This is a genomic window from Streptomyces sp. NPDC030222, from assembly GCF_055573115.1.
Genome location: NZ_JBVICA010000016.1, coordinates 95829 through 110578, shown reverse-complemented (window position 1 = coordinate 110578; position 14750 = coordinate 95829). Strand labels below are relative to the sequence as shown.

9 protein-coding genes are annotated in these 14750 nt (G+C 73.7%); 8 read left to right on the top strand and 1 reads right to left on the bottom strand.

All coding sequences use genetic code 11. The features are described 5' to 3' along the window. Positions 1-144: 144 nt before the first annotated feature. Positions 145-3225, top strand: coding sequence for a beta-N-acetylglucosaminidase domain-containing protein (locus ACZ4Z5_RS22810; RefSeq protein ID WP_468265562.1), 3081 nt, complete (start codon positions 145-147; stop codon positions 3223-3225). Positions 3226-3417: 192 nt separating this feature from the next. Here ACZ4Z5_RS22810 and ACZ4Z5_RS22805 read toward each other — a convergent pair whose 3' ends face one another. Beyond that, a complete protein-coding gene (locus ACZ4Z5_RS22805) occupies positions 3418-3966 on the bottom strand; it encodes an HNH endonuclease (protein ID WP_468265560.1) in 549 nt (182 codons plus the stop codon). 268 nt (positions 3967-4234) lie between these two features. Here ACZ4Z5_RS22805 and ACZ4Z5_RS22800 point away from each other — a divergent pair, with 268 nt between their 5' ends. The 7 genes from ACZ4Z5_RS22800 (at position 4235) to ACZ4Z5_RS22770 (ending at position 14747) form a co-directional block, all read left to right on the top strand. Beyond that, entirely contained in the window at positions 4235-5317 is a 1083-nt protein-coding gene (locus ACZ4Z5_RS22800; RefSeq protein WP_468265558.1) for a mechanosensitive ion channel family protein, read from the top strand. A gap of 359 nt (positions 5318-5676) precedes the next feature. Continuing rightward, a complete protein-coding gene (locus ACZ4Z5_RS22795; protein ID WP_468265556.1) occupies positions 5677-6942 on the top strand; it encodes a 6-phospho-beta-glucosidase in 1266 nt (421 codons plus the stop codon). After that, the gene (locus ACZ4Z5_RS22790; RefSeq protein ID WP_468265554.1) at positions 6933-7937 is read left to right on the top strand and encodes an N-acetylglucosamine kinase; all 1005 of its coding nucleotides are present in this window, start codon (positions 6933-6935) and stop codon (positions 7935-7937) included. The genes ACZ4Z5_RS22795 and ACZ4Z5_RS22790 overlap by 10 nt, the downstream gene beginning before the upstream one ends. Before the next feature lie 151 nt (positions 7938-8088). Then, a complete protein-coding gene (locus ACZ4Z5_RS22785; protein ID WP_468265552.1) occupies positions 8089-9453 on the top strand; it encodes a hypothetical protein in 1365 nt (454 codons plus the stop codon). Positions 9454-9485: 32 nt separating this feature from the next. After that, on the top strand, positions 9486-10559 hold the full coding sequence (locus ACZ4Z5_RS22780) for a glutamate ABC transporter substrate-binding protein (protein WP_468265550.1): 1074 nt from the start codon (positions 9486-9488) through the stop codon (positions 10557-10559). Positions 10560-10591: 32 nt separating this feature from the next. Beyond that, positions 10592-11902 (top strand): hypothetical protein, encoded by a 1311-nt coding sequence (locus ACZ4Z5_RS22775; RefSeq protein ID WP_468265548.1) that lies wholly within the window; start codon positions 10592-10594, stop codon positions 11900-11902. Positions 11903-11936: 34 nt separating this feature from the next. Beyond that, positions 11937-14747 (top strand): serine/threonine-protein kinase, encoded by a 2811-nt coding sequence (locus tag ACZ4Z5_RS22770; protein ID WP_468265546.1) that lies wholly within the window; start codon positions 11937-11939, stop codon positions 14745-14747. The last annotated feature ends 3 nt before the right edge of the window (positions 14748-14750 follow it).

Sequence of the window (14750 nt, the reverse complement as noted above, 5' to 3'; positions counted from 1 at the left end):
GCGCTCGTCACAATCCCTGTGCGGCGCGGGAGTTGCCCCGTACGAGCGGGTAACGCCAATCCCGGCGCATCGGCCCCAGTCATTGACACCCTCGACACCGGGTGATGTGGTCGACAGGCATCTGCAGACGACGGAGGGGACGCCGTGCAGCTCGGGCGGAAGTGGAGGGCTACGGCCGTCGCGGTGGCCGTGGCCGGCGGACTGCTCGGCGTGGCACCCTGCACGCTCGCCGCACCGGCTCCCCTGGCGCCACCCGCGCCACCGGCGACCCGGGTGCCTCCCGCCACACCGGCGCCTTCCGCCACACCTGCACCTCCTGTGCCTCCGTCACCTCCCGCTCGGCCGTCCCCGTCCTCCACGCATCCCGCCGCGACGCCCGCGCCTGCCGCGACGCCCGCACAGCCCTCCGTGCCGCACGACGCGTCCGCCGCGACGGCCGTCTGGCCGCGCCCCCAGTCCCTTGCGGCGCGCGGCCCGGCCGTCCCGCTCGGCGACGAGGTGAGCCTGGTGGCCGGCGCAGGCGCCGATCCGTACGCGATCGAGGCGCTGCGGACCGTGCTGCGCGACGCCGGGGTGCGGATCCTGCACGTCGTCGGACCGGAGCAGCCGCTACCGGCCCGCGGTCCGGTCATTCGAGCGGGCGGGGCGGGAGCCGTGGAGGCCCTTCGCGCTCTGGGAGCGACGGAACGGGCCGATCTGCCCGCCGGCGGCTACCGGCTGGCGACCGGAACGGCCGGCGCGCGGGGCGTCGTCGCGCTGGACGGCACCGGCGAGGACGGGCTGTTCCACGCGGTGCAGACCCTGCGGCAGCTGATCGGGGACGGCGCGGTGCCCGGTGTCGTGGTGCGGGACTGGCCCGCCGCGGCGGTGCGCGGGACGGCCGAGGGCTTCTACGGCCGGCCGTGGACCCGCGAACAGCGGCTGGAGCACCTGGACTTCATGGGCCGCACCAAGCAGAACCACTATGCGTACGCCCCGGGCGACGATCCCTACCGGCAGGCGCGCTGGCGCGACCCGTATCCGGCCGAGCGTCGGGCCGAGTTCCGCGCGCTGGCCGACCGGGCCGCCCGCAACCATGTGACGCTGGCCTGGGCCGTGTCCCCGGGGCAGGCCATGTGCCTGGCCTCCGACGACGACGTCGCGGCGCTGAACCGGAAGATCGACGCGATGTGGGAACTGGGCGTACGGGCGTTCCAGCTGCAGTTCCAGGACGTCAGCTACAGCGAGTGGCACTGCGACAAGGACGCCGACCGGTTCGGCTCGGGCCCGGGGGCGGCGGCACGCGCCCAGGCCCGGGTGGCCGGCGCGGTGGCGGACCACCTGACCCGCCGCCATCCGGATGCGGCGCCGCTGACGCTGATGCCGACCGAGTTCTACCAGGAAGGTGCGACTGACTACCGGCGCGCGCTGGCCCGGGAGCTGGACGGCAGGGTGCAGGTGGCGTGGACCGGCGTCGGGGTGGTGCCACGCACCATCACGGGCGCCGAACTGGCCCAGACCCGCGCGGTGTTCCGGCACGCCCTGGTCACGATGGACAACTACCCCGTCAACGACTACGCACGGGACCGAGTCTTCCTCGGTCCGTACACCGGGCGGGAGCCGGCCGTGGCGGTCGGTTCCGCCGCGCTGCTGGCCAATGCGATGCAGCAGGCGTCGGCCTCCAGGATCCCGCTGTTCACGGCCGCCGACTTCGCGTGGAACCCGAAGGAGTACCGGCCCGAGGACTCGTGGCGGGCCGCCGTCGAGGATCTCGCGGACGGCGACGCTCGGGCACGGGACGCGCTGCTCGCCCTCGCGGGCAACAATTCCTCGTCGGTGCTCGGCGGTCCGGAGTCCGCTTACCTGCGGCCGCTGGTCGACGCGTTCTGGGCGTCCCGCGGGGTGGCCGACCGGGCGGTCCGGGACCGCGCGGCGCAGCGGCTGCGGGCCGCGTTCACGGTGATGCGGGAGTCCCCGGAGCGGCTGCGGGGTGTCGCGGGCGGGGACCTGGACACCGAGGTGCAGCCGTGGACGGAGCAGCTCGCGCGGTACGGACGGGCCGGTGAGCTGGCCGTGGACATGCTGAGTGCGCAGGCGGCCGGGGACGGGGCCGCCGCGTGGCGGGCCTCCCTGAAGATGGAACCGCTGCGCAAGGCGGCGGCGCAGGGCCCGGTGACCGTCGGCCGGGGCGTGCTCGGTGCGTTCCTGGACCGGGCCGTGAAGGAGTCGGCGGCGTGGACGGGCACCGACCGGCCGACCGGGCGGAGCGGCCGGGCACCGGGGGCGTACACCCTGAAGCTGAGCGAGGCACGTCCGCTGGCGGCGGTGACCGCACTGACCGGTCCGGGCGCCGACGGCGGTGCGGTGCTGGAGGCGTACGTGCCGGGCAAGGGCTGGCGGACGCTCGGGAAGGTGTCCCCCACGGGCTGGACGCACACGGCGGTTCAAGGTCTGCGCGTGGACGCCCTGCGCATCGCCTGGGCGACGGACACCGACTCGCCCGCCCCGTCGGTGCGGGCCCTGGTGCCGTGGTTCGCGGACGAGCCGCAGGCGGCGCTGGAGCCCGTGCGCCGCGAGGCCGACGCGGAGATAGGCGGACGACCGGAGCGGATCGACGTCCGGTTGACCGGACGGCAGCCCGGCGAGGTGTCCGGGGCGTTCACCGTACGGGCGCCCAAGGGGGTCGCGGTGTCCGTGCCCAAGCGGATCACGCTCCCGCGCGGTGCGACGGCCACCGTGCCCGTCACGGTCGCCGTCGCGAAGGACGCCGCGGCCGGCGAGTACCCCGTGGTGCTGTCCTTCGCGGGACAGGAGCGGACGGTGAAGGTGCGGGCGTACCCCAGGACCGGTGGGCAGGACCTGGTCCGGGCCGGCCGTGCGTCCTCGTCCGGCGACGAGACGCCGGACTTCCCGGCGACCTCCGCGGCGGACGGCGACCCGGCCACACGCTGGTCGTCACCGGCCGAGGACGGGGCGTGGTGGCAGACCGAGCTGCCGCAGCCCGTACGGCTGGGTCAGGTGGTGCTGCACTGGCAGGAGGCGTACGCATCGGGGTACAGGATCGAGGTGTCGTCGGACGGCCTCGCCTGGCGGACGGCGGCGCAGGTCCGCGAAGGCCGGGGTGGCCGCGAGTCGGTCCGTATGGACGCGGCGGACGTGCGGTTCGTCCGCGTCCTGACGGACCGGCGGGCCACGCGCTTCGGCGTGTCACTGTTCTCGGTGGAGGCGTACGCCGTCGCGGAGTGACGTACGTGGGCGTGACAGGCGCCGTCGCGGAGCGACGGATACAGGTGTGACGGGCGTGTCGCGGAGTGACGGATGCGGCGGGACCGGCGCCGTCGTGTGCCTGCGGTCGCTCGCAGATCGGCGCCCACCGCTGCGACCGGCCCGGCCGGCGACCGGACGGCGGCGACCGGGACGCCTGCCGCGGGGCAGGGATCACCCCGCGAGGGGTTCCTTCACCCCCTCGATGCGGGCGATGGCGTCGTCCGCGCCGTAGGGACGAAGGTAGGGGAGCCAGCGGGGGTCGCGGTGGCCGGTCCCGATGATGCGCCAGGCCAGGCCGGTCGGCGGGGCCGGCTGGTGGCGCAGGCGCCAGCCGAGCTCCATCAGGTGGCGGTCGGCCTTGACGTGGTTGCAGCGGCGGCACGCGGCGACCACGTTGTCCCACGCGTGTTTTCCGCCACGGCTGCGCGGGATGACGTGATCGACGCTGGTCGCGACGCCGCCGCAGTACATGCAACGCCCGCCGTCCCGGGCGAACAGGGCACGACGGGTCAACGGAACGGGCCCCCGATAGGGGACCCGCACGAATCTTTTGAGCCGGACCACACTGGGCGCCGGGATGACACGGGTCGCACTATGCATGAAGGCGCCGGATTCCTCGAGGCAGACGGCCTTGTTCTCCAGGACGAGGATGAGCGCACGGCGGAGCGGTACGACGCCGAGTGGCTCGTACGACGCGTTGAGGACCAGGACGTGTGGCACGGCGGATGCCTCCTTGTACGCCGGCGGCGCGTGGCTCGCGCCGGGACGATCTGTTCTCAGTCTCTCCTCATGCCTGGTCGAAGCGCCACCACGTCCCGGTAACGGGTCCGAAGTGTTTTCGGCCACAGCCCCTTCCTCCCCCGTGCGCCGCCCCCGTATCCCGGCGCGGTCCCGTGAGCCACGTCTCTCCGGGCCTTGAGGGTTGGGGGACACGCGCGGTGCCCCGCTAGTGTGAATGCACCCCCTTGCCCGTTCTGGAGGTACCGCAGTGCTCTGGTCCACCCGCCTGGCCGGGGCGTCCACGACGACGCCCGTGACCCTCGACGAGGCCCAGCAGTCGGCCACGGAGGCCGCGGGATGGGTCGAGGAGAACTGGTCCACCTGGCTGGAGGTGGGCTTGCGGATCCTGCTCATCGTGGTGATCGCCGTGGTGCTGCGGCTGGTCATCCGGCGGGCGATCACCAAGCTGATCGACCGGATGAACCGCAGCGCGGAGGCCGTCGAGGGGACGTCGCTGGGCGGTCTGCTGGTCAACGCGGAGCGTCGCCGCCAGCGCTCGCAGGCCATCGCCTCGGTGCTGCGTTCGGTGACCTCGTTCCTGATCATGGGTACGGCGGCGCTGATGGTGCTGGGCGCGCTCAAGATCGATCTGGCACCGCTGCTGGCGTCCGCGGGCGTCGCGGGCGTGGCGATCGGTTTCGGCGCGCGGAACCTCGTGACGGACTTCCTGTCCGGTGTCTTCATGATCCTTGAGGACCAGTACGGCGTCGGCGACACGATCGACGCGGGTGTCGCGACCGGTGAGGTCATCGAGGTCGGCCTGCGGGTGACGAAGCTGCGCGGCGACAACGGTGAGATCTGGTACGTGCGCAACGGCGAGGTGAAGCGGATCGCGAACCTGAGCCAGGGCTGGGCCACCGCCGGGGTGGACGTGCAGGTCCGGCCCACCGAGGACCTGGCGAGGGTCCGCGCGGTGATCGGTGAGGCCGCGGCGGGGATGGCCAAGGACGAGCCGTGGAACGAGCGCCTGTGGGGTCCGGTCGAGGTGCTGGGGCTGGACTCGGTGCTGCTCGACTCGATGATCGTGCGGGTCTCGGCGAAGACGATGCCGGGCAAGGCGCTGGGCGTGGAGCGGGAGCTGCGCTGGCGCATCAAGGAGGCGCTGGACTCGGCGGGCATCCGTATCGTCGGCGGCCCGGCCGTGGTGGACGGCGCGGCGACGCCGCCGGCCGACCCGGCCGCCGGCGTCGCCGCGCCGTCCGCTTACGCGTCGTCGTCCTCGCCCCAGTCGGTGGCCGCGTCCCCGATTCCGGCCCAGAGTGCGACCCCGGGCGCCAATATCGCGAAGTGATCCGCGGGGGCCGGGACACTCCCGCGCCTCGATCCCCCGGCCCGCGCCCGCTTGTCCGTCCGACCATCCGTCCGTCGACCATCCATCCGTCGTCCGTCCGTCCGACCGACTCCGAGAACCCCGCCGCCCAGACCAGAGTCACGGCCCGAGTGTCCTTTCCGGGAGCCGGGCTTGCCCGGATCCCTTCGATACCGCACCACACCGCACCGACCCGAACCCCGACCACAGAGCCTGCCGAGCAGCTGACCCGCAGGCCACGGCCGCGACCGTGCCGGTCACGGCCCCGTGATCCTCGCCTTCCTCCTCACGCGGAAGGTCTTCGTCGAGGGCGTCACCCTCCCGAGTGAAGGGCCGGCCACATGGAACTCACCGTCGTGGGTGGCGGATCCACCTACACCCCCGAACTGGTCGACGGATTCGCCCGGCTCCGGGACACCCTCCCGCTCCGCCGGCTCGTCCTGGTCGACCCCGCCGCGGACCGGCTGGAGCGGGTCGGCGGACTGGCCCGGCGGATCCTCGCCCGGCAGCGGCACCCCGCGGTCGTCGCCACGACCACCGACCTGGACACGGCGGTCGCCGGCGCCGACGCGGTCCTGCTCCAGCTGCGCGTCGGCGGACAGGCGGCCAGGGAACAGGACGAGACCTGGCCGCTGGACTGCGGCTGTGTCGGCCAGGAGACCACCGGTGCGGGTGGACTCGCCAAGGCCCTGCGCACCGTCCCGGTCGTCCTCGACATCGCCGAACGCGTCCGGCGCGCCAACCCCTCGGCGTGGATCGTCGACTTCACCAACCCCGTCGGGATCGTCACCCGGGCGCTGCTCCGCTCGGGCCACCGGGCGGTCGGGCTGTGCAACGTGGCGATCGGGCTCCAGCGGAAGTTCGCGAGGCTCCTGGAGGTGCCTCCTCGGGACGTCCATCTCGACCACGTCGGCCTCAACCACCTCACCTGGGAACTCGGCGTACGGCTCGGCGGCCCCGAGGGCACCGACGTGCTGCCCCGGCTGCTCGCCGGACACGCCGGCACCATCGCCCGCGACCTCGGCCTGCCGCGGCCGCTGCTGGACCGCCTCGCCGCCGTCCCGTCGTACTACCTGCGCTACTACTACGCCCATGACGAGGTCGTCGGGGAGCTCTCCGGCAAGCCGTCCCGCGCGGCCGAAGTCGCCGCGCTGGAACGGGAGCTCCTCGAGATGTACGGCGACCCGGCCCTGGACGAGAAGCCGGCCCTGCTCGGCCGGCGCGGCGGGGCGTTCTACTCGGAGGCGGCCGTCGACCTCACTGCGGCACTGCTGGGCGTCGGCGGCAGCCCGGTCCAGGTCGTCAACACGCTGAACCACGGAACGCTGCCGTTCCTGCCGGACGACGCCGTCGTCGAGGTCCAGGCCCGCGTCGGTGCCGACGGCCCCGTTCCGCTCCCGGTGCCCGCACTCGATCCGCTGTTCGCCGGACTGGTCGCGAGCGTCTCGGCGTACGAGGACCTGGCTCTGGAGGCCGCCTTCCGCGGCGGCCGGGACCGGGTCTTCAGGGCTCTGCTCGCCCATCCCCTGATCGGCCAGTACGCGTACGCGGAAGCACTCACCGACCGGCTGGTCGCCCACAACCGGGAGTACCTGCCGTGGGCGTGACCGCGGCGGTGCTGGCCGTCGACGCCGGCAACACCAAGACGGACGTGGCCCTGGTCGGCGCGGACGGACGGGTCCTCGGAACGGCGCGCGGCGGCGGCTTCCGGCCGCCGGTCGTCGGCGTGGCGGCGGCGGTCGACGAGCTCGCCGCGGCCGTCGCGCGAGCCGCCGCGGCAGCCGGGACGCGCGCCGTGGGGCCGCTCGCCGGGCATCTCTCGGCATGTCTCGCCCATGCCGACCTGCCGGTCGAGGAGGAGCAGCTGGCCGCCGCGCTGCGCTCCCGCGGCTGGGCCGGAAGCGTGACGGTGCGCAACGACACCTTCGCGGTCCTGCGCGCCGGCCTGCCCTCCGGCGAGGACCCGTGCGGGGTCGCCGTGGTGTGCGGGGCCGGCATCAACTGCGCGGGAATGACCCCGGACGGCCGGACCGCCCGGTTCCCCGCGCTCGGACGGATCTCCGGCGACTGGGGCGGCGGAGCGGGGCTGGCGGAGGAGGCCCTGTGGTTCGCGGCCCGCGCCGAGGACGGCCGCGGCGACGCCACGGCGCTCGCCGAGGCGCTGCCGGCGCACTTCGGGCTGCCGACCGTGTACGCCCTGATCGAAGCACTGCACCTGGGCCGGATCGCGCCGGCGCGCACGCACGAACTGACGCCCGTGCTGTTCGCGGTGGCGGCGGCCGGGGACCCGCTGGCCGGCGCCGTCGTGGACCGCCAGGCCGACGAGATCGTCGCCCTGGCGACGGTCGCCCTCACCCGCCTCGGCCTGCTGACCCGGCCTGTTCCGGTCCTGCTGGGCGGCAGTGTGCTGGCCGCACGCCACCCCCGGCTCATCGAGCGCGTCGCGTCGCGGCTCGCCGAGCGCGCCCCGCTCGCGCAACCCCGCGTGGTGACCGCTCCCCCGGTGCTCGGCGCCGCCCTGCTGGGTCTCGACCGGCTCGTCGCGCCGACCGCGGCACACGAGGCACTGCGCGCCCACTACGCACGCGGGGCAGTGGTCTGAGGGGCCGTCGGTCGCCGTGCGCTCCCCCGGCAGGAACTGCGGGCACTGGGACGGCGTGTACAAGACGGGGTTCCGACGGTGGGCGGGTCTGTCGGCGCGACGTCGCACAGGGCATCATGATCCCACCGTCAGTGACCGAGGGGGAGGTCAAGTGGCAAATCCGCCGAGTGTGCGCACGGGGCACCACCCGACCGAGCGCCGGGTCGCCTGGGCCGAGTCGAAGGCCAGGCTGCGCGCCGCCGCGACGACCGAGCCCGGACGGCTGTGGATCATCGGTGCCGTGGCGGCGCTGGTGGTCGTGCTGTTCGGGGCGGTGGCCTCGTGGGAACTGTCGGAGCGCGAGGCGGCCGCGGAAGCCGTGGTGCACAGCAGCCAGCCGCTCAGCGCCGACGCGGCGAGCATCCACCGCTCGCTGGCGGACGCCAACACGGCGGCCGCGAGCGGGTTCCTGGCGGGTGCGCACGAGCCGCCGGCCGTCGTCGCACGCTACGAGAAGGACATCGCGACCGCGTCCCGGCTGCTGGTGAAGGCAGCCGCGAACACGGACGGTTCGACCGAGTCCGGTCGTCACATAGCCGAGTTGAACGAGGCGCTGCCCCGGTACACCGGGCTCGTCGAACGTGCCAGGGCCAACAACCGGCAGGGCCTGCCGCTGGGCGGTGCCTATCTGCGGTACGCCAACGAGAAGATGACGAACGAGCTGCTGCCCGCCGCACAACAGCTCTACAAGGCGGAGACCGTGCGGCTGAACGAGGACCACGGCGACGCCCGGTCCTGGCCGTTGTTCTCGGTCGTCCTCGGATTGCTGGCGCTGGCCGTGCTCGGCTGGGCGCAGCGCCGTCACTTCCTGCGGACCAACCGTGTGTTCAGCCACGGGCTGCTGGCCGCCTCGGCCGCGTCGGTGGTGCTGCTGCTGTGGATGGTGGTGGGCCACACGGTGGCGCGCGCCGACCTCCAGGAGGCCAGGGTGCACGGCCAGGAGTCGCTCCAGGCCCTGAACGACGCCCGGGTGTTCGCCCTGAAGGCGCGTGCGAACGAGAACCTGACGCTGGTGGCCCGCGGCGCCGTGCTCACGACGGACGGCAAGAAGGACAAGTACGAGGACGACTACGGCAACACGATGACCGCCGCCGAGGTCTCGCTGGAACAGGCACGGACCCTCGCCGACGAGAAACAGGGCGCCGACCCCGTGGAGGACGCCACCGCGGCCGTCACCGAGTGGCGTGAACGGCACAAGACGGCCCGCAGCACGGACGACGGCGGTGACTACGCGGGCGCGCTGAAGCTGGTCATCGGCGACAGGGGGTCGCCGAAGGGCTCCACCGGGGAGTCCTTCGACCGGGTGGACAAGGCGCTCGACCAGGCACTCGCCGTGGAGCAGCGCCAGTTCACCCGCGCCGCGGAGGACGGCCGGGGCGCGTTCACGGGGCTTCCGGCCGGCGCGATGGTGCTCGCGCTGCTGGCCGCCGCGGGGATCGGCGTGGGCATCAGCCGCAGGCTCGCGGAGTACAGGTGAGCCCGATGGCGATACGGCGAGCAGGGGGCGGGATGACGCACACCGGTGGCAAGAACCGGCAGAGCAGCGCGAACCGGAGCGGCAAGGACCGAAGGAACGAGACGGACGGACCCGGACCGCGGCGCGGCCGCCGCCGCGCCGCCGTGGCGGCCGCATGCGCGCTGACGGCCGCAGCGGTGCTCCTTCCGCTCGCCCTCCGGGGCGGGACGTCCGGTGCCGACGGCGCCACGGGCACCCACGCGGCGCGGGTGCCCGTGGCGGTCCCGGCCGCACCGCTGAAGGACGACGACTGCAAGGACCCGGAGGCCAGTCTGACCCCGTCGAGCGGGGACGGTCCCGCGATCGCCCGTATCAAGAAGGCGGGCAAGCTCGTCGCGGGCGTCGACCAGAACAGCTTCCGGTGGGGATACCGCAATCCGGCGACGGGCACCCTCGAGGGCTTCGACATCGATCTCGTACGGGCCATCGCGCAGAACATCCTGGGCGACCCCGACGCCGTCATCTACCGCGCGATCCCGACCAACCAGCGCATCGACGCACTGCAGAAGGGAAAGGTCGACGTCGTGGTCCGCACGATGACGATCAACTGCAAGCGCATCGGGCAAGTGGCCTTCTCGACCGCCTATTTCCAGGCCGGCCAGCAGGTCCTCGCCCCCAAGGAGTCGCCGGTCACCGGTTACGACGACTCGCTGCGCGGCAAGAAGGTGTGCACGGCCAAGGGTTCGACGGCGTACGACGCGCTGAAGGAGAAGTCGTTCGGCGCGGTCTTCGAAGGCGACGACCAGACCGTGCCGAACCAACTGGACTGCCTGGTCAGGCTGCAGATGGGCGAGGCCGACGCAGTGGTCACGGACAACGCCCTGGCGGCCGGACAGGCCGCCCAGGACCCCGCGGTCGAGCTCAAGGGGAAGCCGTTCACGACCGAGTACTACGGGGTGGCCACGAAGCTCGAGAACGCCGATCTGGTCCGCCGTGTCAACCAGGTGCTCGTCACCTACCGGGCGGGGGGAGCGGGCAGCCCCTGGATGCGCGCCTACCAGAAGTGGCTGGCGGCGGACCTGCCCGGCATCACGGCGCCGCCCGCGCCCAAGTACCGCAACGACTGACCGAGCGACAAGCCGAAACGGAGAGGTGATCGATGGGCGTGACGGGACCCCCGGGACCGGTGATGGACCGGGACGCGGTGGACCGTACGCTGGCGCGCCTCGGCGCCGAGCACGAGGCGATCGAGACCTCACTGCTCGCCCTCCAGGACCACGCCGGCCGACGGCTGCTGGAGGGCGCCGGGCTCACCGGCGTCACCAAGGACCGCTGGGCCGCCACCGAGCAGGCCATCACCCTGCTGTGGACGTACTTCGACGCCTACACCGCGGCCGTGACCGACGCCAGGGAACTGCGGGCCCGGCGCCGCTGGCCGTCCCGCGAGGAACTGGCGGAGCTCACCGAGCGGCTGAGCGGCCGCAGCGTGACCGTCGCCGGTTCGGCGTCACACCCCGCTCCCTCGCTGACCGGTCCCGCCCGGCTCACCGAGAGCTTCTCCCTGGAGGAGCTGGTGGACCGGATGAACGAGCTGTACGCGAGCTCGCTGGACCTGGTGGTCGCGGCGGACGCCGTGTGGTCGGCGCTGCCCGCCCGGATCGACCTGCTCGCCGCGGAACTGCACCGCACACGCGCCCTCGCGCACTCGGTGGGCGTGCGTCCGGGCGAGCACCCGTCGGGCGACGACCTGGAGTCGATCACCGGCGAGCTGTCGGCGCTGCGCGAACAGGTGGTGTCGGACCCGCTGGCCTTCTGGGTGCGCGCTCCCGGCAGTTCGGCCCCCGGCGGCGGCCGTCCCGACACCGAGCGGTACGACAGGGCGGCCCGGGCACTGGACGAGGTGCGGCGGGAGATCGAAGCGGTGCTCTCCGTGCGGCAGGACGCCGAGGCGCGGCTGATGCGGCTGCGGGACGTGCTCTCCCGGGCGGACCGTACGCTCGCGGAGGCCCGCGCGGCCCGAGGGGAGGTCCTCGCGAAGATCGCCGCGTCGGAGGTGCCGGCGGTCAGCGGACCGCCGACCGCCCTCCAGGAGCGGCTGGCGGCGGCCGCCGAGTACCGCAGGCACGCGCGGTGGCACCGGCTGTCGCCGCTGCTGGAGTCGCTGGAACAGGAGGCCGAGGACGAACTGCACCGGGCCCGGGAATCGCTGACCGCGGTCACCGCGCCGCTGGCCGTCCGCGCGGAACTCCGCGGCCGGCTCGACGCGTACCGGGCCAAGGTCGCCCGGCACGGCATGGCGGAGGATCCGCTGCTGATCGAACGTTACGACGTGGCCCGCCGGATGCTGTGGAGCGCGCCCTGCGATCTGCGGGCCGCCGAACAGGCCGTGCTGCGCTACCAGCAGGCCGCCGCCGAGGCACTGGTCCCCCGTCAGGCGGGGCCGCAGGACCACAGGGGGGATGCCACGTGATGACGGAGCTCCGGGGACCACGGGAGGCGGGAGCATGAGCGAGCACGGCACCTGCGGGCGTCCGGGCTGCACCGGCGCCTACGAGGACATGGGCGGCGGCGAACTCTACTGCGACACCTGCGGACTCGCGCCCCTGACGACATCGGGCGGCGCCCCCGGCCGGGGCACTCCGGGCGGATCCGGCGCACCGGCCTCCTGCCAGCGGCCCGGCTGCACCGGCGCCTACGAGGACATGGGCGGCGGCGAGCTGTACTGCGACACCTGCGGACTAGCGCCCGTGGTGTCGCCCGGCGGCATGATCGCGTCCCCGCCGACCGGGGTGGCGGTCGGTGCCCGGGGCAGCCGCGGATCGTCGTCGCGGTCGGCCGGCTCGTCCCGGTCGGCGAGGTCGGCGAGGTCGGCGCGGTCCAAGAGTTCCCGCCGGTCGGTGTCGGGCCGGCTGTCCCGCGCCCTGTCCGGGCAGTCCTCGGCCCGGTCGGTGTCGGTGCGCAGTTCCCGTACGGCGACCGGCGTGTCGGGACGCAACCGGCTGGGCGCCGGCCTCGTCGACGTACCGGAAGTACCACGTCCGGACCCGCGTTCCGCGGTGATGGAGAACCCCGAGGTTCCCGAGCGGAAGCGATTCTGCTCGCGGTCGGACTGCGGGGCCCCGGTGGGCCGGGCCCGTGGTGACCGGCCGGGCCGCACCGAGGGCTTCTGCACCAAGTGCGGCCACCCGTACTCGTTCGTGCCGAAGCTGCGGGCCGGCGACATCGTGCACGGCCAGTACGAGGTGATCGGCTGTCTGGCGCACGGCGGTCTCGGCTGGATCTACCTCGCCGTGGACCGGGCGGTGTCGAACCGCTGGGTGGTACTCAAGGGCCTGCTGGACACCGGCGACCAGGATGCGATGGCGGCGGCGATCTCCGAGCGGCGGTTCCTCGCCGAGATCGAGCACTCCAACATCGTCCGCATCTACAACTTCGTCGAGCACCTCGACCAGCGGACCGGGTCCCTCGACGGCTACATCGTCATGGAGTACGTCGGCGGCAAGTCCCTGAAGGAGATCGCCAACGAGCGCCGCGCCACGGACGGCCGCCGCGACCCCCTGCCGGTGGGGCAGGCGTGCGCCTACGGGATCGAGGCACTGGAGGCCCTGGGCCATCTGCACAGCAGGAACCTCCTGTACTGCGACTTCAAGGTCGACAACGCGATACAGACCGAGGGCGAGCTCAAGCTCATCGACATGGGCGCGGTCCGCAGGGCGGACGACGACGAGTCCGCGATCTACGGCACGGTCGGCTACCAGGCCCCCGAGGTCGCAGAACTCGGCCCTTCGGTGGCCTCCGACCTGTACACGGTGGCGCGGACCCTGGCGGTGCTGACCTTCGACTTCCAGGGCTACACCACGATGTACGCGGACAGCCTGCCCGACCCGGACACCATCGAGGTCTTCCGGCAGTACGAGTCGTTCTACCGCCTCCTCGTCCGGGCCACTGACCCCGATCCGGCCCGGCGTTTCGCGTCGGCGTCGGAGATGGCCGAGCAGCTGACGGGCGTACTGCGGGAGGTCGTGGCCCTCCAGTCGGGCACCCCGCGGCCCGCGCTGTCCACCCTGTTCGACCCCGAGGAGCGGGTCACGGACACGGAACTGTTCGAGGAGCTGACCGGGGAGGTGTCGCGGCTGGGCGTGCGGCCGGTCCCGACGGGCCGGGGGTTCTTCCGCAAGGCCGCCAGCACGGGCCCGGGGCCGGTGACGGCCGCGGGGGCGGAGGCGGCCGCAGGCACGGGGGCGGTCGTGGCCGCAGCGGTCAAGGCCCCGGGAACGGCTCCCGTAGCGGCCGTACCGGCGAGGGGCGTACCGGCGGAGAGTGCGGGCGTCACGGTGCCGGCGCCACGGACTGCGCCGGACGAGTCCGGTTCCGCCCCCGAGGCGTACCTCGCCGACCTGGACGCAGCCTCGGCCGCGCTCGGGCTTCCGGTGCCCCGCATCGACCCGACCGACCCCAACGCCGGCTTCCTCGCCGGCCTCATGGCCGCCGCACCCGCCGAGCTGATCAGCGGGCTCGCCGCGGCGCCCGTCGACTCGGTGGAACGCCGGCTGCGCGAGCTGCGGGCACGGCTGGAGATGGGTGAACCGGCCGCCGCGACCGCCGCACTGGTGGAGCTGGAGACGCACCACCCCGACGACTGGCGGATCGTCTGGTACCGCGGTGTCGCCTCGCTCGTGATCCGCGACTACGAGAACGCGGCGCTGTCCTTCGACGCGGTCTACGACGCGTTCCCCGGCGAGCCCGCCCCGAAGCTGGCCCTCGCGGCCTGCGCCGAGGTGCTCGGCCAGCTCGACAACGCCGCCGAGTACTACCGGCTGGTGTGGACCACCGACCCGAGCTATGTGAGCGCCGCCTTCGGGCTGGCCCGGGTGCAGCTCGCCACCGGGGACCGCGAGGCCGCGGTCCGCACCCTGGAGTCGGTGCCCAAGTCCTCGATCCACTACACCGCGGCCCGGGTCGCCGCGGTGCGGTCCCGGCTGCGCCGCCGGGACCCCGCCCAGCCGCTCCGCGACGACCTCGCGGCGGCCGCGCGGCAGGTGGAGGCGCTCGGCGCCCTCGGTCTCGACGCGGTGCGCCGCGAAGGGCTCGCCGCGGAGGTGCTCGGCACCGCCCTGGACTGGGTGCTGTCCGGGAGCGCCGGCGCCGGCCCCGGGAGCAGCGGGAACCTGCTCGACAGTGAATGCGACGAACGCGGGCTGCGGTTGGGCCTGGAGCGTTCGTACCGGGTGCTTGCCCGGCTCGCCAGGCGCGGCGAGGAACGGATCGACCTGGTGGAACGCGCCAACCGGTTCCGCCCCCGGACGTGGGTGTGAAGT

What these genes read in the sequence shown, in the direction of transcription:
- ACZ4Z5_RS22795 (WP_468265556.1), top strand. Translation starts at nt 5,677, where the DNA reads ATGGAACTCACCGTCGTGGGTGGCGGATCCACCTACACCCCCGAACTG.
- ACZ4Z5_RS22780 (WP_468265550.1), top strand. Translation starts at nt 9,486, where the DNA reads ATGACGCACACCGGTGGCAAGAACCGGCAGAGCAGCGCGAACCGGAGC.
- ACZ4Z5_RS22775 (WP_468265548.1), top strand. Translation starts at nt 10,592, where the DNA reads ATGGGCGTGACGGGACCCCCGGGACCGGTGATGGACCGGGACGCGGTG.
- ACZ4Z5_RS22770 (WP_468265546.1), top strand. Translation starts at nt 11,937, where the DNA reads ATGAGCGAGCACGGCACCTGCGGGCGTCCGGGCTGCACCGGCGCCTAC.